The sequence below is a fragment of the Brachybacterium sp. AOP42-C2-15 genome, assembly GCF_052377065.1.
Classification (GTDB): domain Bacteria; phylum Actinomycetota; class Actinomycetes; order Actinomycetales; family Dermabacteraceae; genus Brachybacterium.
Genome location: NZ_JBQSWK010000017.1, coordinates 54,644 through 78,390, shown reverse-complemented (window position 1 = coordinate 78,390; position 23,747 = coordinate 54,644). Strand labels below are relative to the sequence as shown.

The 23,747-nt window shown below is 69.6% G+C and carries 25 protein-coding genes; 9 read left to right on the top strand and 16 right to left on the bottom strand.

What is annotated here, in order from left to right; all coding sequences use genetic code 11:
• Nucleotides 1-133: 133 nt before the first annotated feature.
• From ACT3SQ_RS11190 to ACT3SQ_RS11175, 4 genes are all read right to left on the bottom strand, one after another.
• Complete coding sequence (locus ACT3SQ_RS11190) at nucleotides 134-778, bottom strand: response regulator transcription factor (RefSeq protein ID WP_441446074.1); 645 nt, start codon at nucleotides 776-778, stop codon at nucleotides 134-136.
• Nucleotides 766-2,103, bottom strand: coding sequence for a sensor histidine kinase (locus ACT3SQ_RS11185; RefSeq protein WP_444601137.1), 1,338 nt, complete (start codon nucleotides 2,101-2,103; stop codon nucleotides 766-768). The genes ACT3SQ_RS11190 and ACT3SQ_RS11185 overlap by 13 nt, the downstream gene beginning before the upstream one ends.
• Nucleotides 2,104-2,231: 128 nt before the next feature.
• Nucleotides 2,232-2,687 (bottom strand): SRPBCC family protein, encoded by a 456-nt coding sequence (locus ACT3SQ_RS11180; RefSeq protein WP_441446072.1) that lies wholly within the window; start codon nucleotides 2,685-2,687, stop codon nucleotides 2,232-2,234.
• Between the two features lie 43 nt (nucleotides 2,688-2,730).
• The gene (locus tag ACT3SQ_RS11175; RefSeq protein WP_442331720.1) at nucleotides 2,731-3,711 is read right to left on the bottom strand and encodes an NAD-dependent epimerase/dehydratase family protein; all 981 of its coding nucleotides are present in this window, start codon (nucleotides 3,709-3,711) and stop codon (nucleotides 2,731-2,733) included.
• A gap of 107 nt (nucleotides 3,712-3,818) precedes the next feature.
• On the opposite strand from ACT3SQ_RS11175, the gene ACT3SQ_RS11170 reads away from it, so the two are divergent.
• Nucleotides 3,819-4,538 carry a TetR/AcrR family transcriptional regulator gene (locus ACT3SQ_RS11170; protein WP_442331721.1) on the top strand — a complete coding sequence of 240 codons (720 nt, stop codon included), beginning with the start codon at nucleotides 3,819-3,821 and terminating at the stop codon, nucleotides 4,536-4,538.
• 18 nt (nucleotides 4,539-4,556) lie between these two features.
• On the opposite strand, the gene ACT3SQ_RS11165 is transcribed toward ACT3SQ_RS11170, so the two are convergent.
• Together ACT3SQ_RS11165 and ACT3SQ_RS11160 are read right to left on the bottom strand one after the other, a co-directional pair.
• Entirely contained in the window at nucleotides 4,557-4,877 is a 321-nt protein-coding gene (locus tag ACT3SQ_RS11165) for a hypothetical protein (RefSeq protein ID WP_442331722.1), read from the bottom strand.
• Nucleotides 4,878-4,948: 71 nt separating this feature from the next.
• Complete coding sequence (locus ACT3SQ_RS11160) at nucleotides 4,949-5,725, bottom strand: phosphotransferase (RefSeq protein WP_442331723.1); 777 nt, start codon at nucleotides 5,723-5,725, stop codon at nucleotides 4,949-4,951.
• Between the two features lie 110 nt (nucleotides 5,726-5,835).
• Between ACT3SQ_RS11160 and ACT3SQ_RS11155 the strand changes: the two genes are divergently transcribed.
• From ACT3SQ_RS11155 to ACT3SQ_RS11130, 6 genes are all read left to right on the top strand, one after another.
• The gene (locus ACT3SQ_RS11155) at nucleotides 5,836-6,237 is read left to right on the top strand and encodes a hypothetical protein (RefSeq protein WP_441446067.1); all 402 of its coding nucleotides are present in this window, start codon (nucleotides 5,836-5,838) and stop codon (nucleotides 6,235-6,237) included.
• Nucleotides 6,234-6,884 carry a hypothetical protein gene (locus ACT3SQ_RS11150; RefSeq protein ID WP_441446066.1) on the top strand — a complete coding sequence of 217 codons (651 nt, stop codon included), beginning with the start codon at nucleotides 6,234-6,236 and terminating at the stop codon, nucleotides 6,882-6,884. Before ACT3SQ_RS11155 ends, ACT3SQ_RS11150 begins: the two co-directional genes overlap by 4 nt.
• Nucleotides 6,881-7,477, top strand: coding sequence for a histidine phosphatase family protein (locus ACT3SQ_RS11145; protein ID WP_442331724.1), 597 nt, complete (start codon nucleotides 6,881-6,883; stop codon nucleotides 7,475-7,477). Before ACT3SQ_RS11150 ends, ACT3SQ_RS11145 begins: the two co-directional genes overlap by 4 nt.
• Nucleotides 7,477-8,634 (top strand): PEP/pyruvate-binding domain-containing protein, encoded by a 1,158-nt coding sequence (locus ACT3SQ_RS11140; protein WP_441446064.1) that lies wholly within the window; start codon nucleotides 7,477-7,479, stop codon nucleotides 8,632-8,634. Before ACT3SQ_RS11145 ends, ACT3SQ_RS11140 begins: the two co-directional genes overlap by 1 nt.
• 95 nt (nucleotides 8,635-8,729) lie before the next feature.
• Nucleotides 8,730-9,506 (top strand): class I SAM-dependent methyltransferase, encoded by a 777-nt coding sequence (locus ACT3SQ_RS11135; protein WP_441446063.1) that lies wholly within the window; start codon nucleotides 8,730-8,732, stop codon nucleotides 9,504-9,506.
• Nucleotide 9,507: 1 nt separating this feature from the next.
• A complete protein-coding gene (locus tag ACT3SQ_RS11130) occupies nucleotides 9,508-10,074 on the top strand; it encodes an AAA family ATPase (RefSeq protein ID WP_444601136.1) in 567 nt (188 codons plus the stop codon).
• Nucleotides 10,075-10,157: 83 nt separating this feature from the next.
• Here ACT3SQ_RS11130 and ilvD read toward each other — a convergent pair whose 3' ends face one another.
• The 3 genes from ilvD to ACT3SQ_RS11115 are packed head-to-tail and all read right to left on the bottom strand — an operon-like array spanning nucleotide 10,158 to nucleotide 14,958.
• Nucleotides 10,158-11,915, bottom strand: coding sequence for a dihydroxy-acid dehydratase (ilvD, locus tag ACT3SQ_RS11125; RefSeq protein ID WP_444601135.1), 1,758 nt, complete (start codon nucleotides 11,913-11,915; stop codon nucleotides 10,158-10,160).
• Between the two features lie 47 nt (nucleotides 11,916-11,962).
• Nucleotides 11,963-13,213 (bottom strand): alpha-hydroxy acid oxidase, encoded by a 1,251-nt coding sequence (locus ACT3SQ_RS11120; protein ID WP_441446060.1) that lies wholly within the window; start codon nucleotides 13,211-13,213, stop codon nucleotides 11,963-11,965.
• A 53-nt stretch (nucleotides 13,214-13,266) separates the two neighbouring features.
• On the bottom strand, nucleotides 13,267-14,958 hold the full coding sequence (locus ACT3SQ_RS11115) for an L-lactate permease (RefSeq protein WP_441446059.1): 1,692 nt from the start codon (nucleotides 14,956-14,958) through the stop codon (nucleotides 13,267-13,269).
• A gap of 188 nt (nucleotides 14,959-15,146) precedes the next feature.
• Between ACT3SQ_RS11115 and ACT3SQ_RS11110 the strand changes: the two genes are divergently transcribed.
• The gene (locus tag ACT3SQ_RS11110; protein ID WP_441446058.1) at nucleotides 15,147-15,932 is read left to right on the top strand and encodes a FadR/GntR family transcriptional regulator; all 786 of its coding nucleotides are present in this window, start codon (nucleotides 15,147-15,149) and stop codon (nucleotides 15,930-15,932) included.
• A 135-nt stretch (nucleotides 15,933-16,067) separates the two neighbouring features.
• Here the strand turns inward: ACT3SQ_RS11110 and ACT3SQ_RS11105 are convergent, their stop codons facing one another.
• The 7 genes from ACT3SQ_RS11105 to ACT3SQ_RS11075 form a co-directional block, all read right to left on the bottom strand.
• Nucleotides 16,068-17,234: a bifunctional 2-methylcitrate synthase/citrate synthase gene (locus ACT3SQ_RS11105; RefSeq protein WP_444601134.1), complete on the bottom strand. Its 1,167-nt coding sequence runs from the start codon at nucleotides 17,232-17,234 to the stop codon at nucleotides 16,068-16,070.
• Between the two features lie 3 nt (nucleotides 17,235-17,237).
• Entirely contained in the window at nucleotides 17,238-18,185 is a 948-nt protein-coding gene (gene prpB, locus ACT3SQ_RS11100; protein WP_441446122.1) for a methylisocitrate lyase, read from the bottom strand.
• Nucleotides 18,185-19,702, bottom strand: coding sequence for an MmgE/PrpD family protein (locus tag ACT3SQ_RS11095; RefSeq protein ID WP_441446123.1), 1,518 nt, complete (start codon nucleotides 19,700-19,702; stop codon nucleotides 18,185-18,187). Before ACT3SQ_RS11095 ends, prpB begins: the two co-directional genes overlap by 1 nt.
• Nucleotides 19,699-20,424: a GntR family transcriptional regulator gene (locus tag ACT3SQ_RS11090; RefSeq protein WP_441446124.1), complete on the bottom strand. Its 726-nt coding sequence runs from the start codon at nucleotides 20,422-20,424 to the stop codon at nucleotides 19,699-19,701. The genes ACT3SQ_RS11095 and ACT3SQ_RS11090 overlap by 4 nt, the downstream gene beginning before the upstream one ends.
• Before the next feature lie 145 nt (nucleotides 20,425-20,569).
• Nucleotides 20,570-21,103 (bottom strand): PKD domain-containing protein, encoded by a 534-nt coding sequence (locus ACT3SQ_RS11085; RefSeq protein WP_441446125.1) that lies wholly within the window; start codon nucleotides 21,101-21,103, stop codon nucleotides 20,570-20,572.
• 502 nt (nucleotides 21,104-21,605) lie between these two features.
• Complete coding sequence (locus tag ACT3SQ_RS11080; protein WP_444599834.1) at nucleotides 21,606-22,256, bottom strand: DUF6318 family protein; 651 nt, start codon at nucleotides 22,254-22,256, stop codon at nucleotides 21,606-21,608.
• A gap of 69 nt (nucleotides 22,257-22,325) precedes the next feature.
• Nucleotides 22,326-23,165 carry a spermidine synthase gene (locus tag ACT3SQ_RS11075; protein WP_441446127.1) on the bottom strand — a complete coding sequence of 280 codons (840 nt, stop codon included), beginning with the start codon at nucleotides 23,163-23,165 and terminating at the stop codon, nucleotides 22,326-22,328.
• Nucleotides 23,166-23,253: 88 nt separating this feature from the next.
• Between ACT3SQ_RS11075 and ACT3SQ_RS11070 the strand changes: the two genes are divergently transcribed.
• Complete coding sequence (locus ACT3SQ_RS11070; RefSeq protein WP_441446128.1) at nucleotides 23,254-23,727, top strand: GNAT family N-acetyltransferase; 474 nt, start codon at nucleotides 23,254-23,256, stop codon at nucleotides 23,725-23,727.
• Nucleotides 23,728-23,747: the final 20 nt, after the last annotated feature.

Here is a 23,747-nt window from a genome sequence, read left to right as displayed (position 1 = left end):
GCCAACGGAGCCCAGCTGAGGGCTCCCCGGCTGAGGCTCTCGGTGAAGGTCGCCACGGTGCAAGCTGTGTCTGCTGACGCCACCGCAGCCACCGCAGCCACCTTCCCCCGCAGCTCCGTCAGTCAGCTAACGGTCACTTGCCGCCCAGCAGCGTCAGCACTGCGGTGACCCGCCGGTGCACACTCGAGTCCTCGCTGAGTCCGAGCTTCGCGAACAGGCGCTGGGTGTGCTTCTCCACCGCACCCCCGCTGATGAAGAGCCGCTCGGAGATCCCCGCGTTGGTCAGGCCCTCGCCCATCAGCTCGAGCACCTCGCGCTCGCGCGGGGTGAGCTCGTCCAGCGGCGTGCGCCGGCGGGAGGAGATCACCTGTCCCACCACGTCCGGGTCGATCGCGACGCCTCCCGCGGCGACTCGCTCGATCGACTCGAGGAAGGAGCGGATGTCGAAGATCCGGTCCTTCAGCAGGTAGCCCGTGGCGCTGGCCCCGGACTCGATCAGCTCGGTCGCATAGCCGACCACCACGTACTGGCTGAGCAGCACGATCGGTGCTCCCGGCCACTGTGCTCTGATCTGCTGCGCGGCACGCAGGCCTTCATCGGTGTGGCTGGGTGGCATCCGGATGTCCGAGATCACGAGGTCCGGCCGGAGTTCGAGGGCGCGCACCACCAGCTCCGTGCCGGTCGCGGCGGTGCCCACCACCGTGTGGTCGGCCTCCTCGAGCACCAGGCGCAGTCCTTCACGGATCAGCGCGGAGTCGTCGGCGATCAGGATGCGCATGGGATCACGGCCTCGATTCGGGTTCCGTGTGCGGGTGGCGAGGTCACCGTCAGGCGTCCCTCCAGGGAGGCGACACGGCCTGCGAGCCCTGCCAGGCCGCCGCCGGTGCGCATCTCGGCGCCTCCGCGCCCGTCGTCTTCGATCCTCACCCAGGCATCATCCCCGATTCGTGCCACTTCCACCACGATGCCGGCGGCACCGGAGTGCTTGGCAGCGTTGGTCAGTGCTTCGGAGACCACGTAGTAGATGCCGATCTCGACGTGCTCGGGAAGTGTCAGCTCGGGGCTCTCGATCGTCGTGGGGATCGGGGAGATCGCTGCCAGCTCGGTGAGTGCCGCGGCGAGTCCGCGATCGACCAGGACCGGCGGGGCGATCCCGCGGGAGAGGCGACGGAGATCGTCCAAGGTCAGCCCCAGCTGCTCACGCGTCTCGCGCAGCACGGCCTGGGCCTTTGCCGGGTCCTTCGCCGCGAGGGCTTCGACGCGGGCGAGGTCCATCGAGGCACGTACGAGGCGCTGCTGGGGGCCGTCGTGCAGGTCCCGTTCGAGTCGGCGCAGGGCGGTGGACTCGGCGGTGCGGCCGGCTGCGCGCGACTGCTCGGTGCGCAGCAGCTGCTGCTGCTCGTGGTAGCGCGAGCTCAGCATGCCGCGGGCCACGCCTCGGTGCAGTGCGGCCAGGCCGCGCACCACGGGGCCGAGGGTCAGCAGGAACAGCAGGCCGATGAGGAACTGCAGGGCCATGTCTACCGGGAGTGCGTATGGCTCCGGCACCCCGAACAGCTCGCCGAGGCCGCTGTTGTCGGCGGGCGGCAGCACCTGCTCGAGGATGAGGGTCGCGACGGGCCCGCCCACCGTGGCGATGGCTCCGAAGGTCCAGGCCATCGCGAGGGGGAAGGTGATCAGCACCAGGAGGAAGTTCACCAGCACCCACAGCGAGTCCAGCCAGTTCTGAGGGTCTGTCAGAGGAGTGATGAGGCGGCGCATCCAGCCGGCGCCTGCGGGGGCGGCCCGGGGCGCGGGCGTCGGCAGCTCTGTGTCCAGGATCGAGGACTGCAGGGCGCGCTCGGCCGCCGCGAATCCGCGGGCGAGCAGCACGCCACCGATCAGTATCGGCAGGCCCACCCAGACGATCACGGTCGAGACGCCTGCGATGAGCAGCGCGAGGACGAGCGAGAAGCCGATCGCCCCGAGCAGCAGGGCGATCAGCGAGTAGGCGAGGAAGCGACCGATCGGGGCGGCCCAGCGGCCGACGGACCAGCGCTGCAGCGGTGTGGCGGCCTGCGGGGGAGGTGCGTCGAGCGTCTCGGGCAAGGTCATGGTGGTCATGTCTCCACTCTGGCGGCGATGGACCGCGCGCCCGATCCTGGCACCAGGTCAGCGATTGTCGGGCTGGCCCGACATCGGTTCAGGTCCGGTGCTGGTCCAGATCGGGGACCGGCCCGGCTCGGGGCGGCTCACCGCTGCTCGCAGATCTCCTTGAGCATGACGAGGTCCTCGGCGACCGCCGCGGCGTCCTCCGCGAAGTCGCTCTCGGACATCGTGCCGCGGCGCAGGGTGAAGACGACCTCGCAGCGGGTCTCGTCCAGCGCCAGCACGCGCAGCGGGTTCAGCACGGACTCACCGCTGGGGAGGGTGACGGTGTGGTCCATGACCCCGTACTCGTTCTCGGGGACGAAGCTGACCAGTACGCGCCCCATCGGTGAGCTCATCGACCACTGGGTGACGTCGCGCTTCACCTCGCCGCCGGCGAGCCCTGCTGCCCAGCGGGGCAGGTTCCGCGGATCGCTCGCGAACTCGTAGACCTCGCGCCAGGGGCGTTCGATGACGATGTCGAGGTGACGGGAGGCGCCCGCGGAGGCCGTCGTGCCGTCGGTCTGCTGTGCATCGATCTGATGTGCGCTGTCGCTCATGGGCGCGACGCTAGCAGGAGCGGCCGACGGGCGCGCCGCACGGTCAGACGACCGCCGCGTGCCCTGTTACCTGCCCGGTCTCCCGAGCGATAGCCCGCGCTGTCGCCCGCACTGTCGCCTCGAGTGCGTCCTCCCAGCTCGTCGGCTGCAGCTCCTCCTGGGTGGTGAGGATCCCCGGCCGCAGCACGCACGGCGCGTACCAGAGCCCCGCGATGCCGTGCAGCTCGCGGGCGAAGGAGTTCAGCGGTGCCAGCGCGCGCACGGCGAGGCGGGGGATGACCAGCGGCCGACGCCCACGTGCGCCGAGGAGAGCGCTGGCTGCGGTGATCAGCTCCGCCTGGGAACGGGCGGGTGCGGAGGGTGCGTGCAGCACCGCGTCGCCGTCGGGAGCCAGGCGGTCAGCATGCCGCGCCGCATGGAGCATGGCTGCGGCGAGATCTGGGACGAAAGTCAGGGCGTGGGGCGCCGCGGGATCGCCGACGACGATCGGCCGCGAACCCGCGGCGATCCGCTCGATGAGCATCGCGGTCACCACGGCCGCGCCGGTGCCCACCGTCGTCGGCCCGGACAGGTCTGCGGCGACGAGGCTGAGGGTGCGGGCGTCGTGGATCCGACGCTGTGCGAGAAGCTGCCCACGGATCTCTCCCTTGGCGTCGCGCGGCGACAGAGGGGACCCTTCGGCGAGATCCGAGGCCCCGCCCTGGAATCCGTACATCGACTCCGGGAAGACCACCGGGATGCCGGCCGAGGCCGCGGTGTCCAGCACCGCGAGCTCCCGCGGCGGCAGCTCCCGCGCCCAGACCCGCGCATCGTAGGGAGCGTGGAAGCAGGCATGGATCGCCTCGGCGCCGGAGGCCGCCTCTTCGAGCACGCCGGCATCGAGAAGATCCCCGGTGACACGGCGGACACCCGGCTCCGGCGGCACCGCGGTCCGGCGCAGCACGGTGACGGTGTCCCCGTCGGTGAGGGCGCCCTCGATGATCGCGCGGCCGATCTGTCCTTCTCCGATGACGAGGTGATGCATGAGGACCTCCAAGATGTGAGCACTGCTCTCTATGTCGTGAGTTCAGTGAACACCGCTCTCGGTTTCGAGTCAAGAGCACCGCTCTCGTAGTGTGGGAGGATGCGGCCATGACTCCCGCACCTCGCTCTCCCGGCCCGAGGGCTCTCGCGCGCGAGCGCACGATGGCGCGCATCGTCGAGCTCGGTAATGCGCAGCTCGTCGAGCAGGGGGTCGCGGGGCTGAGCGTGCGCGAGATCGCCCGCGGCCTGGGAATGGTCTCCTCAGCGATTTATCGCTACGTGAGCAGCCGGGATGACCTGCTCACCCTGCTGATCGTCGATGCCTATGCCGACCTGGCCGACACCGTGGACATCGCTGTCGCGGCGGCCGGAGCGACGGCCGACAACGATCCCCGCGCACGCTTCCTCGCCCTCGGGGGCGGCATGTGCTCCTGGGCGATCGCGCACCCCGAGCGGTGGACGCTCCTGTACGGCACCCCCGTGCGCGACTACAGCGCGCCGGCGGACGCCACGAATGCTGAGGGCACGCGGGTGATGCAGGCGGTGCTGCGCATCGCCGCCGACGCCGCCCACGAAGGCACCGCCGCCTCCTGGGAAGTGCCGGACCTCGCACCGGAGGTCACTGCGCTGCTGGAGAGCCATCTGGTCGAATTCGGCATCGAGACCACGCCGGCCACGGAGTTCGCGGCGCTGACCGTGTGGAGCAGCCTCGTCGGGGTGATCAGCGCGCACGTGTTCGGACAGCTCGGAGCCGATGCGGCAGCGGTCGGCGACCGCATCCTCGTTGCCCAGGTCCGGATGCTCGCGGACGTCATCACGCCGGCCTGACCACGCTGCCGTCGAGCGTCAGTGACGAGCTTCGGCCTCCTGCAGAGCGCTCAGCGCTGCGCGGACCACGGTGCCCAGCGTTGTCGGCTCCCGCAGCGTCGCGCCGTCGGCCGAGGGGGTCACCACCACCCAGCGGGCTCTCCCGCGCCGGCGCATCCGGCCGATCTCGACGCTGCGCCCGGTGGACAGCGGGATCAGCAGGGCCCCGCTCGGCCCGACCAGCAACCGACGCTCGAGATCCGGGCGACGTTCCAGCAGGAGGGCGCGGATCGTCTCCCGCTCCGCATGGGCGGTGCCGCCCGAGGCGGGGTGCGCGAGGATCGAACTTGAGGAAGACATGCCCCGAGGCTAGGGACGGGGTGTGACAGCCCACGGGAACCCGTCGCGGCGCTCGCCACTCCTGGCGACGGTCAGCCGGCGGAACCGAGATCGGAGAGGGCCCGCACCCACGCGGGCTCATGCCGCCTGACGTGGTCGGCGACGTCCCGCCAATGCTCGCCATGGCCCGAGGTGAACATCGCACCCCACGGCTCACGACCCTCCCGGTCGGCGTCGCGCAGCATCGTCCACATCGCCTCGGCGCGGGCCGCCATCGTGCGCGGCAGTCGTGCCCGGAGGTCGGCGTCGGCCCCGTATCCCTCGATCAGGGCGGCCAGGCGACGAGCCGCGGCGGCCGGCTCCTCGGCGACATCGTTCAGGGTGAAGGCCTGTGCGGAGTACGCGAGATCCCACAGCCGGGTGCTCGGTGCGGCACCATCCCAGTCGATGAAGACCCAGCGCTCGCCCAGGATCAGGTTCCACGGCGTGAGGTCCCCGTGGCAGATCAGGTCCGGTGAACCCTCCGGCACCGGGAGCAGCGCGTCCCAGGGAGCCGGGGCCGACGGGGCGAATCCTGCACTCGCGTCATGGATCGACCGGATCATCCGGCCCACCCTCCTGAGCTCGTCAAGTCGCAGGGGAGGGGCATCGAGGGCGGAGGTGCCGGGCACGAACTCGAGGACCTGCCGACCCTGCTGGTCCCGGCCGCGGACAGCGGGCACATCGATCCCCGCCGCCGCGACCGTGCGCATCAGCTCGTGCACGGCCGGTGTCGTCGGCCCCCAGGGCTTGCGCACGGTGTCCCCGACGCGGACCACGCCCGCGGTGGCGTTGCCGCCCTCGAGCGGCTGCCCGTTCTCGATGCTCATCCGATGACCGTAGTCGTTCCATGAGGGCCCGAGGTGCCCGGCACGTCGGTCACAGACCGGATCCTCAACAACGTGTTGACAACAGGGTGTTGAGGGTCAATGCTGGGGACATGCATGACACCACCGAGAGCGACCCGGCGACCCCCAGCGACGCCCGGCGGCACCTACGGACGGCCGGTGCCCAGGACCTTCCGCCGCGCCCCTGGCAGCACCCGGCAGAGCCACCGGACGCCGCGACCCTGCTCCGCTATGCCCTGTGGCGGGCGAACCGGGCCGACGGTGCCGCCTCGCCCGAGGAGCTGAAGGCGGCACTGACGATGATCGAAACGGCCCGATCCGATCTGGACTCGCTCGAGGTCGCCCTCCTGCTCACCGCACGCGCCGAAGGCATGACCTGGGCGGAGGTCGCCGAAGCGCTCGGCCTGCAGTCTCCGCAGGCGGCTCAGCAGCGATACCAGCGGGTCTCGCAGCGGCCGACGGCGAGCGACCCCGACGGCCACGATCCGGCATGACCGCCGCGCGCTCGGGAACCGAGCTGCTGACCCTGCAGGCGCTGCGCCTCGCCGGCTTCGCCGATGCCGACGTCATCGCCGATCGCGCCCTGCTCCCCGCTGACGAGATCCTCACCGTCATCGACCAGGCCACCCGTACCGGGCTCGTGGAACCCCTGAGCTTCGCCGAGGCCCACGGCTGGATTCTGACCGACCTCGGGCGGGCCCACCTCTCCGTGCTGCTCGCGCGGGATGTGGACGGAGCGGGAGCACGTGAGGTGCTGTCCGCGACGAGCACCGAATTCGAGCGGCCGGCAGGGATCAATGCCCGCTTCGTCGAGACGGTCTCGATGTGGCAGCTGCGATCGACCTCTCCCGTGCAAGCCGTGCCCGATGCCGAGGGGGCACGGGAGCTCGAGCAGCTGCTCACCGCGCTCACCGCTCTCGGACGGGAGCTGCGCTCCCTGCTCGCCCCGCTGCTGAACTGCCTTCCCCGCTTCGGCCGCTACCCGGCGCAGTACGACATCGCGGTCGGTCGAGCACGCACCGAGGGCCTCCGCTGGGTCACCGGCGTGGGAGTCCTGTCCTGCCATGCCGTCTGGGCCGAGCTCCATCAGGATCTGCGATCCTCCACGGGCGAGGGCCAGATGAACGAGAGCGCGCGATGACCAGGCGCACCCTCTACCTCGCCCGACACGGTGAGGCCGATGCGCTCGGCGTGCTCACCGAGCGCGGACGCGAGCAGTGCCGCAGGCTGGGACGCCGGCTCGCGGGCTGCCCGATCGACGTGGTCTGGCACTCCCCGTTGCCGCGCGCGACCGACAGCGCAGCGGTGATCGCCCGCAGCCTTCCTCACGTGCTGGTGGACGAGGCGGCGGAGCTCATCGACCACATCCCGTGCGTTCCTGACCTGGCGGCCGTGACCCCTCCCTGGGCGGGGTTCTTCGACGGCTTCGGAGCGGAGGAAGCGGCCGCGGGGTCGCGCATCGCCCGCAGCCTCACCGAACGCTTCGCCCGAGCGCACACCGCCGAGGCACGGCCGACGCACGAGGTGCTGATCACCCACGCCTACTCCATCGCGTGGATGGTGCGCGACGCGCTGGGCGCACCGCCGGAGAGCTGGATGTCCCTCGCCGGGATGCCGAACGCGGCGCTCACCGTCATCGAGTACGACGACGGCCCTCCGCTCGTGCACTTCGTCGGCGAGAGCTCGCACCTGGTGGGTCTTGCCGCCGCTCCCGCGCCGGGAGCGGAGCGCTGATGCTCCACGACCTGCGCGATGCCCGCCCCGAGACGTCGGGAGGGAAGGCCGCCGCACTGGGGGCTCTGCTGCGCGTCGGGATCGAAGTGCCGGCCGGCGTCGTGGTGTCCGTCCAGGCCTACCGCCGGCACCTGGACCATCATGGGCTCCGCCCTGACACCGTCCCCGCCGCCGAGCTGGGCGAGCGGATCCGGCACGGACGACTCGATGCCGCCGTGGTCGCCGCGCTCGAGCCCCTGCTGCGGACGGAGTCCGGACGTGCCGCTGGCGCCCAGGTCGCAGTCCGCTCCTCCGCCACGAACGAGGACACGGCCGGGGCCTCGGCCGCCGGCCAGCACGAGAGCATCCTTCCGGTCCAGGGGAGCGATGCCGTCCAGGCGGCGATCCTCCGGTGCTGGGCGTCCCTATGGTCACCTCATGCACTCGCCTACCGAGGGGCGGGCGAGCCAGGGGAGTCCACCGCGCCGGAGATGGCGGTGATCGTGCAGCGCTACCTCGACGCGGACGTCTCCGGAGTGCTGTTCACCGGTGAGGAGAGGATGCTCGAAGCGGTGCGGGGCCCCGGTGAGCAGCTCGTCAGCGGGGTCGTCACTCCGGACTCCTGGAGGATCGGTGCACGGGGCATTCTCGGGCGACGGCCCGGGGACGGGGAGCAGCACGAGATGTCCCTCAGCGACGCTCAGGTTCATGAGCTGATCTCGCTCGGGGATGAGGTGGCCTCCGTGCTCGGTGCCGCTGCCGACATCGAATGGGTCCTGCGCGGTGATCGGCTCCACGTGCTGCAGGCGCGGCCGATCACGGCACCGGTGCCCCGCCCACCGCAACGCAGCGATCCGGTGCACGGGACGCTGCAGGGCGCTCCGGCGAGCGGCGGCGTCGCGACCGGCACGGCCAGGATCGTGCGCGGACCGCAGGACTTCCGCCGGGTGCGCCCGGGTGACGTGCTGGTCTGCCGGTCCACCGATCCCGCCTGGACCCCGCTGTTCCGAATCGCCGCGGCCGTGGTCACGGAGACCGGAGGCGTGCTCTCGCACGCGGCGATCGTGGCCCGGGAGCTCGGCATCCCGGCCGTCCTCGCGGTCCCCGGAGCGGTGACAGCGATCCCGGACGGCGCCGTCGTCACCGTCGACGGGGACCAGGGGATCCTCCGCCGATGACGACCTCCGGGCAGGACAGCCCGCACGTGACCGCGATCGATGCCCACGGCGCCGGTGCCATTGACGCCCCTACGAGCGGGGCCTAGGTTGCCGCCATGGGCACAAGAACCTCGGACGGCAGCGCGGGCGACGCGGACTACGGATCGATCGGCCGTGAGTACGCGCAGTATCGCCGACCTGATCCCCGCCTGTTCGAGGTGATCTCCGAGGCGCTCGGCGATGCGAGCACGGTGCTGAACGTCGGTGCGGGCGCCGGCTCCTACGAACCCACGGACCGCAGGGTCACGGCGGTGGAGCCCTCGGAGTCGATGCGTGCACAGCGCCCCGGGCACCTGTCGCGCGCTCTCGACGGCACCGCCGAGAGCCTGCCCTTCTCGGACCGTTCCTTCGACGCCGCGATGACCACCTTCAGCGTGCACCAGTGGCAGGACACCGCGGCCGGACTGCGTGAGATGCGGAGGGTCACCCGGGGACCGGTCGTGATCCTCACCTGTGATCCGCAGCGGGTGGAAGATTTCTGGCTCACCGAGTACGCGCCGGAGGTGACCGCCACCGAGGCCCGCCGCTATCCGGGGCTCGACGAGCTCGAGGCAGGACTTGGCGGGCGCGCCCGCAGCGTTCTCGTCCCCATCCCGCTGGATTGCACCGACGGTTTCAACGAGGCCTACTACGGGCGGCCCGAGGGGCTGCTCGATCCGGGAGCTCGGCTCTCCTGCTCGGCATGGAGCTTCGTGCCCGAGGACGCCACGGAGCACTTCGCGCAAGAGCTGGGCGGCGACCTCGACAGCGGCGCCTGGGACGCGCGGCACGGCACGCTGCGGACCCTGCCGCAGTACGAGGGCTCACTCGTCCTCGTCGCATCGCAGCCCTGAGATGACGCGGAGCCCCGAGCCGGTGCCCGGCCGCGCCGCACCGACGCTCCTGCTGCTGAACGGTGCCCCCGGCAGCGGGAAGTCCACCCTCGCCGCGCTGCTCACGGCCGAGCGCCCCGGCGCGCTCGCCCTGGACATCGACGCGATCAAGCACTCGCTGGGCCGCTGGGACGAGGACCTCACGGCCTCGGGCCTCCAGGCGCGACGCCTCGCCGTGGCGATGATCCGGCGGCACCTCGCCGACGGGCACGATGTCGTCCTCGGGCAGTTCCTCGCACGCACTGCGTTCCTCGAGGAGCTCGAGCAGCTCGCCGCGGACAGTGCCGCCTGCTTCGTGGAGGCCGCGCTGGTCCTGGACGAGACGGCGCTCGCCCAGCGGCTGGCGGCGCGCCGCAGCGCACCTGACCGTCCCGAGCAGGCCGCCAACGACCGCTTCGTGGGCCCGGACGACGCCGCCGACCTGGTCCGCGCTCTCCAGGACGTGCTCGCCCTGCGGCCCGGCGCGCACCAGATCGACGCACGAGGTTCCCGGGGATCGGCCCTTGCAGCGCTGCGCGCGCTGCTCTGAGGCTGCGGCCCGGGGGATGGGGGAGCAGGTCCACTCTGCCGGGCTGCTGGTCCTCGCGGGCCGACGCGCACCCGTCGCCGTCCTCAGTCCCCGAGGATCGCGCCGGTCGAGGCGGACTTCACGAGCTTCACGTATTTGCCCAGCACGCCCTTGGTGAACTTCGGCGGCAGCGGCTCCCAGCCCTCGCGGCGCTTCTCCAGCTCCGCCTGGTCCACCAGCAGGTCCAGTGCGCCGGTGCTCACGTCCAGGCGGATCCGGTCCCCGTCGCGCACGAAGGCGATCGGACCGGCATCCACGGCTTCCGGGGCGATGTGGCCGACGCACAGTCCCGTGGTGCCTCCGGAGAAGCGTCCGTCGGTCATCAGCAGCACGTCCTTCCCCAGGCCCGCGCCCTTGATCGCGCCGGTGATCGCGAGCATCTCGCGCATGCCGGGCCCGCCCTTGGGACCCTCGTAGCGGATCACGACCACGTCGCCGTGGGTGATGGTGCCGTCGTTCAGGGCGTCCAGCGCGTGCTTCTCGCGCTCGAACACGCGGGCAGTGCCCTCGAAGACGTCCTCCTCGAAGCCGGCGGACTTCACCACCGCCCCCTCGGGGGCGAGCGAGCCGTGCAGGATCGTGATCCCGCCGGTGGGTGCGATCGGCGCGGAGGCAGGGCGCAGCACCTTCCCGTCGGCCGGGCGGGGGGCGAGGACCTCGAGGTTCTCCGCGATTGTGGAGCCGGTGACGGTGAGGCAGTCCCCGTCCAGCAGGCCTTCGTTCAGCAGGGTCTTCATGACCACCTGGATCCCGCCCACGTGGTCGACGTCGCTCATCACGTAACGGCCGTAGGGCTTCAGATCCGCGAGGTGGGGGACCTTCGCGCCGATGCGGGCGAAGTCCTCGAGGGTGAGGTCGACGTCGGCCTCATGGGCGATCGCCAGCAGGTGCAGCACCGCATTGGTGGAGCCGCCGAAGGCCTGGACCACCGCGATCGCGTTCTCGAACGCGGGCTTGGTCATGATGTCGTGGCTGGTGATCCCCTGCCGGAGCATCTCCACCACGGCCTCGCCCGCGCGGCGGGCATCGGCATCGCGGCGGCGATCGGCCGACGGGGGTGTGGCCGAGCCCGGGATCGACATCCCGATCGCCTCGGCGGCCGTCGACATGGTGTTGGCCGTGTAGAAACCACCGCACGCGCCCTCACCCGGGCAGATCGAGCGTTCGATCCGGCCGACGTCCTCGCGGCTCATCAGTCCACGGGCGCTGGCGCCGACGGCCTCGAAGCCGTCGATGATGGTGACGTCCTTCTCCTCGCCGCTCTCGAAGGTGACGCGCCCGGGCATGATCGTGCCCGCGTAGACGAACACGCTGGCCAGGTCCAGGCGAGCAGCGGCCATCAGCATGCCGGGCAGGGACTTGTCGCAGCCGGCCAGCAGCACCGAGCCGTCGAGCCGTTCGGCGCTCATCACCGTCTCGACGCTGTCGGCGATGATGTCGCGGGAGACCAGCGAGTAATGCATGCCGTCGTGCCCCATCGAGATGCCGTCGGAGACGGAGATGGTGCCGAACTGCAGGGGGTAGCCGCCGCCGGCGTGCACGCCGTCCTTCGCCGCCTGCGCGAGCCGGTCCAGCGACAGGTTGCAGGGAGTGATCTCGTTCCAGGAGCTCGCGATGCCGATCTGAGGCTTGTCCCAGTCCGCGTCCCCCATGCCCACCGCGCGGAGCATCCCGCGCGAGACGGTCGCGCCGAGCCCGTCGGTGACAGTGCGGCTGCGGGGCTTGATATCCGGGGCGGAGAACGTGGCGTCGGCGTCGGGGGAGGAAGTGTCTGCGGTGCTGAGGGCGTCGTCGGCGGTCATGGCCCGACTCTATGCCTGGTCCTCATACCGGGGAAGCCCCGGACGACTCAGCGGATCCGCGCGCCCTCCCCGAGCCGGGTGTACCGGCTCAGCTGGGTGACGTGCTTCGGGGTGAGGTCGCTCAGGCTCGAGACCTGCAGCAGCTTCATCGTCCGCTCCACCTCCTCGGAGAGGATCTGGATCATCCGATCGACCCCGTCCCGGCCGCCGGCCATCAGGCCGTAGAGATAGGCCCGGCCGACCATCGTGAAGTCGGCGCCGAGGGCGATCGAGGCGACGATGTCGGCGCCGCTGCGGATCCCGGTGTCGAGGATGATCTCGAGGTCGTGGCCCACCTCGCGGGCCACCTCGGGCAGCAGATGGAAGGGCACCGGGGCACGGTCCAGCTGGCGCCCGCCGTGGTTGGACAGCACGATCGCGTCGACCCCGAGGTCGGCGAGCTTCTTCGCGTCCTCGAGGGTCTGGACCCCCTTGACGGCGAACTTCCCGGGCCACATCTCGCGGATCTGCGCGAGGTCCTCGTAGTCGATGCTGGGATCCATCGCGGAGTTCAGCAGCTCGCCGACGGTGCCGCCGGTCGCGCTGAGGGAGGCGAACTCGAGCTTCGCGGTGGTCAGGAAGTCCCACCACCACCAGGGTCGCGGGATGGCGTTGACCACGGTGGACAGGCTCAGCTGCGGAGGGATCGAGAAGCCGTTGCGGGCATCGCGCAGGCGCGCCCCCGCCACCGGGGTGTCCACGGTGAAGAACAGCGTGTCGTAGCCGGCCTGCGCCGCCCGTTCCACCAGACCGTAGGAGATCTCCCGCTGCTTCATCACGTAGAGCTGGAACCAGTTGCGTCCCAACGGGTTCTCGGCCTTGACGTCCTCGATCGAGGTGGTGCCGAGCGTGGAGAGGGTGAAGGGGATCCCGGCGGCACCGGCCGCGCCCGCCCCGGCGATCTCCCCCTCGGTCTGCATCAGCCGGGTGAACCCCGTGGGAGCGATGCCGAAGGGCTGGGCGGAGCTGCCGCCGAGAATCCGGGTGGTGGTGTCCACCTGGGAGACGTCGTGGAGGATCGAGGGATGGAACTCGACGTCCTCGAAGGCCTCGACGGAGCGGGTCATCGAGATCTCCCGTTCCGCAGCGCCGTCGGTGTAGTCGAACGCCGCTGCGGGTGTGCGGTGCTTCGCGATCGTGCGCAGGTCATCGATGGACAGCGCCGAATTGAGTCGGCGGCGGCGCGAGTCGAGGTCGATCTGCTTGAACTTCATGAGCTCGAGGAGCTCTGCGGGGCGGGGGACCTGACGCTTGACCATGGGAATTCTCCTTGCGGGTGGACGGTTGCTGTGGGAACGAGGACGGAGCTGGGTCAGAGGGTCGGGATCATCCACGACAGGACGGTGGACTGGAGGCCGACGAGCAGGCACAGGGCCAGGAGCATGCCGAGGCTCCACCAGATCACCTTGCGGAAGATGGCGGATTCCTGGCCGAGCAGCCCGACGGCGGTCGCGGCGATCGTGAGGTTCTGGGGGCTGATCATCTTGCCGACCACGCCGCCGGAGGTGTTCGCCGCGACCAGCAGGGCGGGATCCAGTCCGGCTTTCTCGGCCGCGGTCTGCTGCAGGGTCGCGAACAGGGCGTTCGCACTGGTGTCGGAGCCGGTGACCGCCGTGCCGAGCCAGCCGAGGATCGGGGAGAGGAAGGCGAAGGCCGCACCGGTGCCGGCGATCCAGGTGCCGATAGTGATCGTCTGCCCGGACAGGTTCATCACGTAGGCCAGGGCCAGTACCGAGGCGACGGTGAGGATCGAATAGCGGAGCTTGACGAGGTTTTTGAGGTAGACGTCCGCGGCGTCCCGGAGCGAGAGCTTGTAGACGATCGCGACGATGATGCCGGTGATCAGCAGCAGCGTGCCCGGGGAGGAGAGCCACTGGAAGGAGTAGACGGTGCTGCCGGCGATCTCGCCGTCGGCCGTGAACACCTTGCCGTCGAGTCCGGGCCAGGAGATCCTCAGGTCGGTGGAGGCGAGGAAGGAGCTGAGAAGCGGCACCAGCTTCGAGGCCGAGAAGATGACGATCACCAGGAGGTAGGGGAACAGCGCCATGACGACGCGCCCCGGGGTGAGCCGCACATCGGTGCGCGGGGTGGTGGCCAGGGCAACGCCCGCACCGCCGGCATCCACCGGGCCGGTGTCGGAGTCCTCCTGCTCGCGCTCGCCGCGCATCTTCTCCAGGGCGTCCCTGCCGCCCTCGGGCTTCCAGAACTGGAGCATGATCACGGCGGCGGCGAGACCGGCCAGCGAGGCGATGATGTCGGTGAGCTCGACCGAGATGAAGTTGGACGAGACGTACTGGCTGATCCCGAAGACGAGGCCGACCACGAGGGCGAGCGGCCATAGCTGTTTCACCCCGCGCTTCCCATCGACCAGGAAGACCAGGAACAGCGGGACGACGGCCGCGAAGAACGGAGTCTGGTGGCCGATGATGGCACCGATGTGCTCGTAGGGGATCCCGGTGAGGTTTCCAGCGGTGATGATCGGGATGGCGATCGCGCCGAAGGCGACCGGCGCGGTGTTGGCGATCAGCACCACCGTCGCTGCGCGCATCGCGGTGAAACCGATCGCCATGAGCATCACGCCGGTGATGGCGACGGGCGCCCCGAAGCCGGCGAGCGCTTCGAGCAGACCGCCGAAGCAGAACGCGATGATGATCGCCTGCACGCGCGGATCGTCGGAGATCGCGTCGATCACCAGGCGCAGGTCCTCGAAGCGGCCGCTGCGCACGGTCAGCTCATAGAGCCAGATCGCGTTCAGGACGATCCACATGATCGGGAACAGGCCGAAGGCGAGGCCCTCGGTCGCGGAGAGGGTGACCAGATCCACCGGCATGCCGTAGGCGACAGCCGCGACCAGCATCGCGACGCCGAGTGCGGCGAGGCCTGCCCAGTGGGCCTTCCAGCGCAGCACGCCGAGGGTGACGAAGATGGTGACCAGGGGGAGGAGCGCGACGAGCGAGGAGAGCAGCAGACTGCCGGCGAGCGGTGCGAGGTCTGGGGTGTACATGGGAGCCTCCGACACACATCAGCCGCGGTGCTGCACAGCATCGCCGTCGATGTCGTGCCTCGTGAGTCGGTGAGGAAAGGAATGGTAGACCGTGGTGTGGTCTGACCATACGACGGATACTAGGCTCTCGAGCGCCGGAGGACAAGACCCCGGTAGCCCTCGAGAGCCGGCTGTGCTAGAACGTGAGAATGGTCGACAACACGCATGACAATGAGGTCAGACCGCAGAGCGCCCGTTCAGGGACAGCGGGAGCCGCGTGGAGGCCGGTCGCGCGCAGCAGCACGCACCGGCTGGTCATCGATGCGATCGAGGACCAGATCATGACCGGGGCGCTCGCCGTCGGCGACCCCCTGCCGCCCGAGCGCGAGCTCGCCTCCCGGCTGCAGGTCAGCCGCGCGGGGGTGCGTGAGGCGATCCGGGTGCTCGAGGCCTACGGGGTGCTGCGCTCCGAGGTGGGCTCCGGCCGGGGGGCGGGAACCTTCGTCTCCGCACTGCCGAGCGCCGCCCTGGAGCAGTTCCTGCGCCTCCATGTCGCGCTGTCGAACTTCCGTCTCCAGGAGGTCATCGAGACACGGATCCTGCTCGAAAGGGCCAGCGCCTCGCTCGCCGCCGAGCGCGCCGATGCCGAGGTGCTGGCCGAGCTCGAGCGACTGCTGGCGGTGATGGATGCGCCAGGCGTGAGCCGGGAGGACTTCAACGACGCCGATACCGCGTTCCACGTCGCGATCGCCCAGGCCGGCGGCAATGCGCTGTTCTCCGACATGACCGCGGCGATCCGTGCGTCGCTGCGGGCTCCGATCATGGAGGCGTTCACGAAGGTCGCGCAGTGGGAGGACATCGCGGGGATGCTGCGCGAGCAGCATCATGCGATCTTCCAGGCGATCTCCCGCGGGCACGCCGAGGAGGCGGCGGAGCTCACCGCCGCGCACATCCGCGCCGCCTCGACCATGCTGCCGGACCTGCCCGCCGACTGACATCTATAGGAGCTCCCGCGGCTCGAACGCGCCCACGCCCCGTCGGCAGGACACGCCCCGTCGGCAGGGCGGGGCGTCGGCAGGGCGGGGCGTCGGGCGCTTCGCTCGGGAGGGCAGCTCCCCGAGGCGCTGCCCTCAGGCGCCGGGCACCTCGCGTTCATCCGGGCCGTCGTAGACCGACAGCGGGCGTATCAGCGCATTCGCCGCGCGCTGCTCCATCACATGGGCGGTCCAGCCCGTGACCCGCGCGGCGATGAACAGCGGGGTGAACAGCTCCGTGTCGAAGCCCATCAGGTGATAGGTGGGGCCGGCCGGGTAATCGAGGTTCGGCTTGATGCCCTTGGCCTCGTCCATTGCGTGCTCCAACCCGTTGTACAGACCCAGGATCTCGGGACGGTCGAAGTGGGTGATCATCGAGTCCATCGCCTGCTTCATCGTGGGCACCCGGGAGTCGCCGTGCTTGTAGACACGGTGCCCGAAGCCCATCACCTTCTTCTTCTGCGCCAAGGCGTCCTCCATCCACGCCTTGGCGCGGTCCTTGGCCTCGGCCTCGGTCTCCTCAGGACGGATGCCGAGCTCGTCGAAGGTGTGCATCACCGCCTCATTGGCACCGCCATGCAGTGGGCCCTTGAGCGCCCCGATCGCCCCGGTCACGGCCGAGTGCAGGTCCGACAGGGTCGAGGTGATGACGCGGGCGGTGAAGGTGGAGGCGTTGAAGGAGTGCTCGGCGTACAGCACCATTGAGATGCGGAAGGCATCGACCACCTCGGGGGCGGCCTCCTCGCCGAAGGTCATCCACAGGAAGTTCTGCGAGTAGTCCAGCTCCTCGCGCGGCGGGATCGGCTCCGTCGGCCCACCGGCGCGCCGACGCCGCTGCTCGTAGGCGATCACTGCCGGCAGCTGCGCGAACAGGCGCTTGGCCTTCTCCAACTCGGCTCCGGGGGAGGAGTCCTCCGCGGCGGGATCGAGTGCGCCGAGCACCGAGACGGCCGTGCGCACCGCATCCATCGGATGGCAGGTGGTGGGCAGCGAGTCCATCGCCGCCTTCACCTCGGGGGCGAGGGCCCGGTGGGTGCGCTCGTGGCGGGTGGCCTCGGCCAGCTCCTGCGCATCGGGGAGCTCTCCGATCCACAGCAGGTGCGCGACCGCCTCGAAGGGCTGGGTCGCGGCCAGCTGCGGCACCGGGTAGCCGCGGTAGAGCAGCGAGTTGGTCTCGGGGTTGACCTTCGAGATGCCGGAGACATCGGCGACGACCCCGTTCAGGCCCTTGCGGATCTCAGTGGTCTGGTCGTTCTCGCTCATGGCTCACTCCTGGGAATCGACGGCGGTGTCTGGGGTGGTGGACGTGCGATGGGCGGCAGGGACCTCGAAGTCGAACACGGAGGCGTCGAAACGGTTGTAGCCCTCATAGTCCACCAGTTCGTACAGGCGTGCACGGGTGAGCATCTCGGGAACGCGAGACTGCTGGGTGCCTTCGGCGAGGATCGTCTCCAGCACCCGCTCGGCTGCGCCCATCGCGGCGCGCAGCAGCGTGACGGGGTAGATCACCATCGCGACCCCGGTCGCGGCGAGCTGCTCGCGGGTGTACAGCCCGGACTTCCCGAACTCGGTCATATTCGCGAGCACCGGCACGTCCAGCGCCGCACAGACCTGCTCGAACTCACCCAGATCCTTCAGCGCTTCCGGGAAGATCGCATCGGCTCCGGCATCCACCAGAGCCTTCATCCGGCCGATCGCGGCGTCGAGCCCGTCGGTGGCGCGCAGATCAGTGCGGGCCATGACCAGGAAGTTCGGATCCCGGCGGCCGTCCGCCGCGGCGCGGATCCGCTGGGTCGCGGTTTCCAGGTCCACCATGGCCTTGCCGTCGAGGTGGCCGCAGCGCTTGGGGTTGACCTGGTCCTCGATGTGGCAGCCGCCGAGCCCGGCGTCCTCGAGCTCCTGGATCGTGCGGGCCACGTTCATCGGCTCGCCGAAGCCGGTATCGGCATCGATCAGGCAGGGCAGGTCAGTGGAGCGGGCGATCTGCGCACCGCGGGCAGCGACCTCGCTCAGCGTCGTCAGGCCCACGTCCGGCAACCCCAGTTCGTTGGCGATCACCGCCCCGGAGATGTACACCCCGGGGAAGCCCTTCTCCTGGATGAGCTTCGCCGACAGCGGCGTGAACGCGCCGGGAAAAGGCTGCGCTGCGCCGGGCGTCAGCAGGGCGCGCAGCTCCTGGCGCTTCTGCGCGGGAGTCCTGGTGGAGGACAGCATCAGAACAGCCCCTTCGGTCCGGCCGACGCATCGATCATGCCGGGGGCGGCCTGGATGTTCAGCCGACCCAGCTCCCCGGCGGGCAGCTGCGAGAGGTTCGCCGCGGCCTCGAGGAATCGTTCGATCTCCGAGGATTCGACGAGGCCGTCGGCGAGGGTGCGGAACTTGCCGATGTACTGCTCGCGGGCGAAGGGCCGGGCGCCCTGGGGGTGGGCGTCCGCCACGGCGATCTGATCCTCGATCACGGTGCCGTCGGTGAGCGTGATGACCACGGCGCCGCCGAAGGCCTTCTCCGTGAGGTCCAGGGAGTGGTACCGACGGGTCCACTCCGCATCCTCCTCGGTGGTGACCTTGTGCCACAGCGCCACGGTGTCGGGGCGGGCGGCCCGCTCAGGGGCGTAGGAGTCCACGTGATGCCAGGAGCCGTCCTGCAGGGCAACGGTGAAGATGTACGGGATCGAGTGGTCGAGGGTCTCCCGCGAGGCCGTCGGATCGTACTTCTGCGGATCGTTCGCGCCGGAGCCGATCACGAAGTGGGTGTGATGGGAGGTGCGGATCAGGATCGAGGCGACGTTGCCCGGATCGGTGGTCTCGGGATGCTCGCGGTGCAGCCGGCGGGCCAGGTCGATCCAGGCCTGCGCCTGGTACTCCGCCGAGTGCTCCTTGGTGTAGGTGTCCAGGATGGACCGCTTGGCCTCACCGGCCTCAGGCAGCGGCACCGTGTAGCGGGCATCGGGGCCATCCAGCAGCCAGGCGATCACGCCGTCCTCGCCCTCGTAGATCGGGACCGGGGAGGTCTGGCCGCGCATCGACCGGTCCGCCGCCTCGACGGCCAGCTTCCCGGCGAAGGCAGGGGCGTGGGCCTTCCAGGTGGAGATCTCGCCCTTTCGGGACTGACGGGTGGCGGTGGTGGTGTGCAGCGCCTGGCCGATGGCCTGGAACACGGTCTCGGTGTCCAGCCCTAGCAGGGTGCCGATACCGGCGGCGGCCGACGGGCCCAGGTGGGCGACGTGGTCGATCTTGTGCTTATGCAGGCAGATCGCCCGTACCAGGTCGACCTGCAGCTCATAGCCGGTGGCGATGCCGCGGATCAGATCCTGGCCGGAACGGCCGGTGTGCTCGGCGACGGCGAGAATCGGAGGGATGTTGTCCCCGGGGTGGGAGTAATCCGCGGCGAGGAAGGTGTCGTGATAATCCAGCTCGCGCACCGCCACGCCGTTCGCCCAGGCCGCCCACTCGGGAGAGGTGTGCTGGGCGATGCCGAAGACGCTCGCGCCGCTGCCGCCGGTGGAGACCGGGTGGCTGAGCGCCTGGCTGCGTGCAGAGACGATCGGGGCGCGATTCAGGGAGGCGATGGCGACCGAGGCGTTGTCGATGATCCGGTTGATGATCATCTCCTCGACCTCGGAGTCGACCTCGACCGGGTCGACGGCGACCTCGGCCATCTTCCAGGCCAGCTGGCCCTCGCGGGGCAGGTTCTCGTCGGAGCGGTGGACGCGGACGGCGTGGTCTCTCATGCTGATCTCTCCTGGGAGGTCGAGGTGGGGTCGGAGTTGTCGCTGTGGTCAGTGGGGGCTCCAGAGTCAGGGTGGTCGCCCTGCAGGTGGGCGAGGGCGTGGTGGAGGTGAACGACGGTGGTGGCTGCGGCGAGCTCCGGATCCCCAGCAGCGACGGCGTGAGCGATCGCGGAGTGCTCCCGAGCGGAGGCGGCGAGCCGGGTGGGGGAGTTGCGGGCCAGGCGGCGCAGGCGTCCCAGATGCAGGCGAAGTCCGCGCAGGGAGTCGGCCAGGTAGGAGTTGCCGGTGGCGCTGTCGAGCTCGGCGTCGAGCTCGGCGGTCAGGGCGTAGTAGCCGGTGGGGTCGGTGCCAGCGGCAAGTTCCACGGTGGCTCGATCGAAGCGGCCTGCAAGGCTGCGGAAAGTCTCACGCAGTGCGGGGCCGTCGGCGGGGTGGGTGGTGCGCTCTGCGGCGCGCCGGCTGGTGAGGGTCTCCAAGGCGATGCGCAGATCGAACAGCTGCGGGGCTTCGGCGAGCGAGACCGCGGCGACGACGACTCCGCGCCCGGTCGCTGGTGCCGCCAGCCCATCGGCGACGAGCCTCGAGAGGGCTTCGCGGAGCGGGGTGCGGGACAGGCCCAGGCGTACGGACTGCTCGACCTCGCCGAGGACCGTGTCTGGTGTGAGGGCGCCGTCGATGATCTCCTCACGGAGGGCCCGGTAAGCCCGATCGCTGGCACGCATACGGCCGAGTGTATACAGGGATAGGTGCCTGCGGCCTGAATCCCGCCCGATATCGAGGGTGTCCCGCACTTGTGTATACCGATGGGCGTGTGCCGCAGTGTCCGCGGTGCGCTCTGGGAGCGCGCCGGGCTCTGTCTGCGGGCTGTCAGAGTGTGCGGTGGCTGGCGTCGGGGTCTTGGGGGCCTTCGGTGTCGGGGCTGCGTTCGGGGATCCAAGGGTCTTCGTCCTCGTCGACAGGGACGTCACCGTTGACGAGCCGGGATTCTAGGGATTTGGAGTAGAGGGGGACCGGGTCAGAGGCGATCTCGATGGTGCCGTCGATGTCCTGCCATTCGCCGCCGTTGACGGAGAACTGCCCGGAGAAGGTGGTGGTGAGGGTGATGTCGTACCAGCCTTCCTGGGTGTAAGTGGCTGAGATGGTTTCGGCGGGGTACGGCTTGCCGGGGTTCGTGGTCGTGATCGTGTTCCCGTCCCCGAGGTCCCAGTGATACGAGATCGGGGTGGCGCGGATCGCGACGGGGGTGTCCAGCAGCTCGGTGCTGAGTTCCTGGGTCTCGGGGTCCGTGTGCAGGACATTGACCATGTTGACCGGCAGCCAGCCGTCGACGGGGCCGGCGTGGGCCGCGAGGGGCTTGACCGGGAGGCGAGCGAAGTCTTCTCGCGTCACGGTGATCACCACGGGTGGTGCTTCCGCAAACTCGGGGGTGCCAGGCAGCGCGCAGCGGATCCCGAGGTCGACGTCTTCGTCACCCTCATTGTCGACGCGGATGCCGCGCTGAGTTACGCCTTCGACGGGTTCTGCGGTGCCGGTGTTGGCGCCGATCTGCAGGGCGTCTCCTTCGCCTGCGAAACGGCTGCCGTTCCCGGCCTCGCAGGAATCTGGATGTGGAGTGCAGGACCAGGTGGACCCGGATCCTAGGTTGGTCCCGCATCCGGAGAACTCGGAGACAGGAACCCAGATGTAGCTGTGGCGGGGTGGGGTTGGCGCTTCAGAGTTTTTGCGAGATTGGGAATCGTCGATGCTCACCGGATCTTCTGATGAGCCTTCGCCTACCGTGGCGGTTTCAAGGCCGTCATCCTTGACCTTGCCGCGTGTTTGTCCGGCGAACGCGACGGCGTCGAGGGAGAGGAGCGCCAAAATGAAAAGTATTGCAAGTAAGGCACGTGTAGAGGCTCGGCGATCAAGAATTGAGGACATTCTCGCCCCATTCGGCGCTTATCGCGCCCACTTGCCAGCCATCGTTTTCCCATGTCATGCCGCCGACTGTGCTGTATTCGAGCTTTCCGACGTTTGTGGTGCTCGTGAAATCGTCGGTCGGACGTTCGTGTGGCGTTGTTGTGAAGTTGTAGGCGATCTCGAAATCGTAATTCTGAGAACTGTGCGCCTCTAGGTTCACGTCCGAAAGTGAAAATTCCCCCCAGTGCTTCTTGTGCTCCTGGAGTTCGTGAAAGGTTTCCATAAATTCTATGCAACTAATGCAGTTGGAAGCCTCAAGTGTGTTGCTAAGGGAGCCGTCCCCAGTCTGGTGTGCCCACATCGAAACGGCGATGTAGTAGCGGAAGGCTTGGATGGCACCGTCCTCGGTCTGCTCATCCATCCCTGCGTACTCCGCAGGATCCGGCGGCGGGATGTCGGGCGCTGCGGCGGTGGGCTCGTCGGTCTCGGCGCCGCCTCCGTCACTCGGCTCAGTGTCACCGCCTCCGTCGCTCGGGGCATCGATGTTGATGCTCGGCGGGGCAGTGGTGACGGGTCCCTCCTCGCCGTCGCCGCATGAGGCGAGGCCGAGGAGGAGGGCGCCAGCGGCTGCGGCGCTGAGTAGGCGACGGGGCATGGAAGTGCCTTCCGGGAGTGCGTCAGATCACGGTCACGCTATCCAGGAACGCTCAGATTCGCCATCGCTTCACCGAGAATGTGGATAACCATGAAGCCCGAATGCCTCGATGGTCTCGCCGGGATCGAGCACTGCGGCGGGGTGCGGGCCCGCCTTCAGCCAGGCCGAACGCCACTGGGCGACCTCTGGTGCGGCGAGCGCACCACCCGTCAGCAGCACCATGTTCCCGTCGGCGGGAGTGCTCAGCAGCGAGGCGTGGGTCAGGGTCCACACTCCCGAAAGGCCGGCTTCGGCGGAGGCGTCCTCGAGCTCGCGTACCTGGGCGGCGAGGAAGCGTTGGCCGGCGTCGTCACCGACGTTGACCAGTAGCAGGCCATCCGCTTCAAGATGGGAGAGCGCCTCGAGGTAGAAGTCCTTCGTGGCCAGATGTGCCGGTGACTCCTCCCCGGAGAACACATCCAGCACGATCGCATCGAAGCGCCGATCCTTCATCGCGGCGAGCTGCTCGCGGGCATCCCCGATGACGATCTCGAGGTCGGTGCCCTGCGGGAGTGGAAGGGCCGTGGTGACGAGCGTGGGCAGCTCCCGCTCGATCTCGATCACGAGCTGAGCGGATCCGGGACGGGTGGCCTGGACATAGCGCACCAGCGTCAGCGCTCCACCGCCGAGATGTGCGACCCGCAGGGGCTTTCGGCGCGGCCACGCCTCGTCGAGCACATTGGCCATGCGTCGCAGGTACTCGTGCACGATGTGTGTCGGATCCTCGAGGTCGACATGGGACTGCTCGACTCCGCCGATCTGCAGCGCCCAGCCGCCGGAGACCTCGTCCTTGACGATCCATGCCGGCTGATCGGAGAAGCTCAGCTGGGCACTGCGCTGCGCGCCGGGAAGGAAATCACTGGTGGTCATGGAGCCATTGTCCGCGATGCCGCGGTCCCTCCCTTCCCAGCTCGGCTCTCCCAGCCGCCGCAATCCTCCCAGCCGCCACAATGGAGACATGCACACCCTCGAACTCGGCGACCGCTCCTTCTCCGTCTCCCGTGCGACCGCATCCGAGGTGCCGGAGCTGGTCGCGCTCCTGGCGGACGACGTACTCGGTCAGGAACGGGAAGGTGCAGACCTCGCACCCTATGAGCGGGCTTTTGCGCGTATCGACGGTGACGAGAACCAGCTCCTGGTCGCTGTGAGGGATGACGCCGCTGTTCTGGTCGCGACGATGCAGCTCACGCTGGTGCCCTCCCTGTCTCGCGGTGGAGCCACCCGGCTGCAGATCGAGGCGGTCCGGGTTGCCACTGCGACGCGGGGGAACGGTCTCGGCACCGCACTGTTCGACTGGGCCCACCGTTGGGGTCGTGAGAACGGGGCACGGCTCGCGCAGCTGACTACGGATGCGGCTCGTGCCGACGCGCACCGCTTCTACGACCGGCTCGACTACCTGCCGAGCCACGTGGGATACAAGCTCCCGCTGTGATGCCGTGTCGTCGGTGTCGG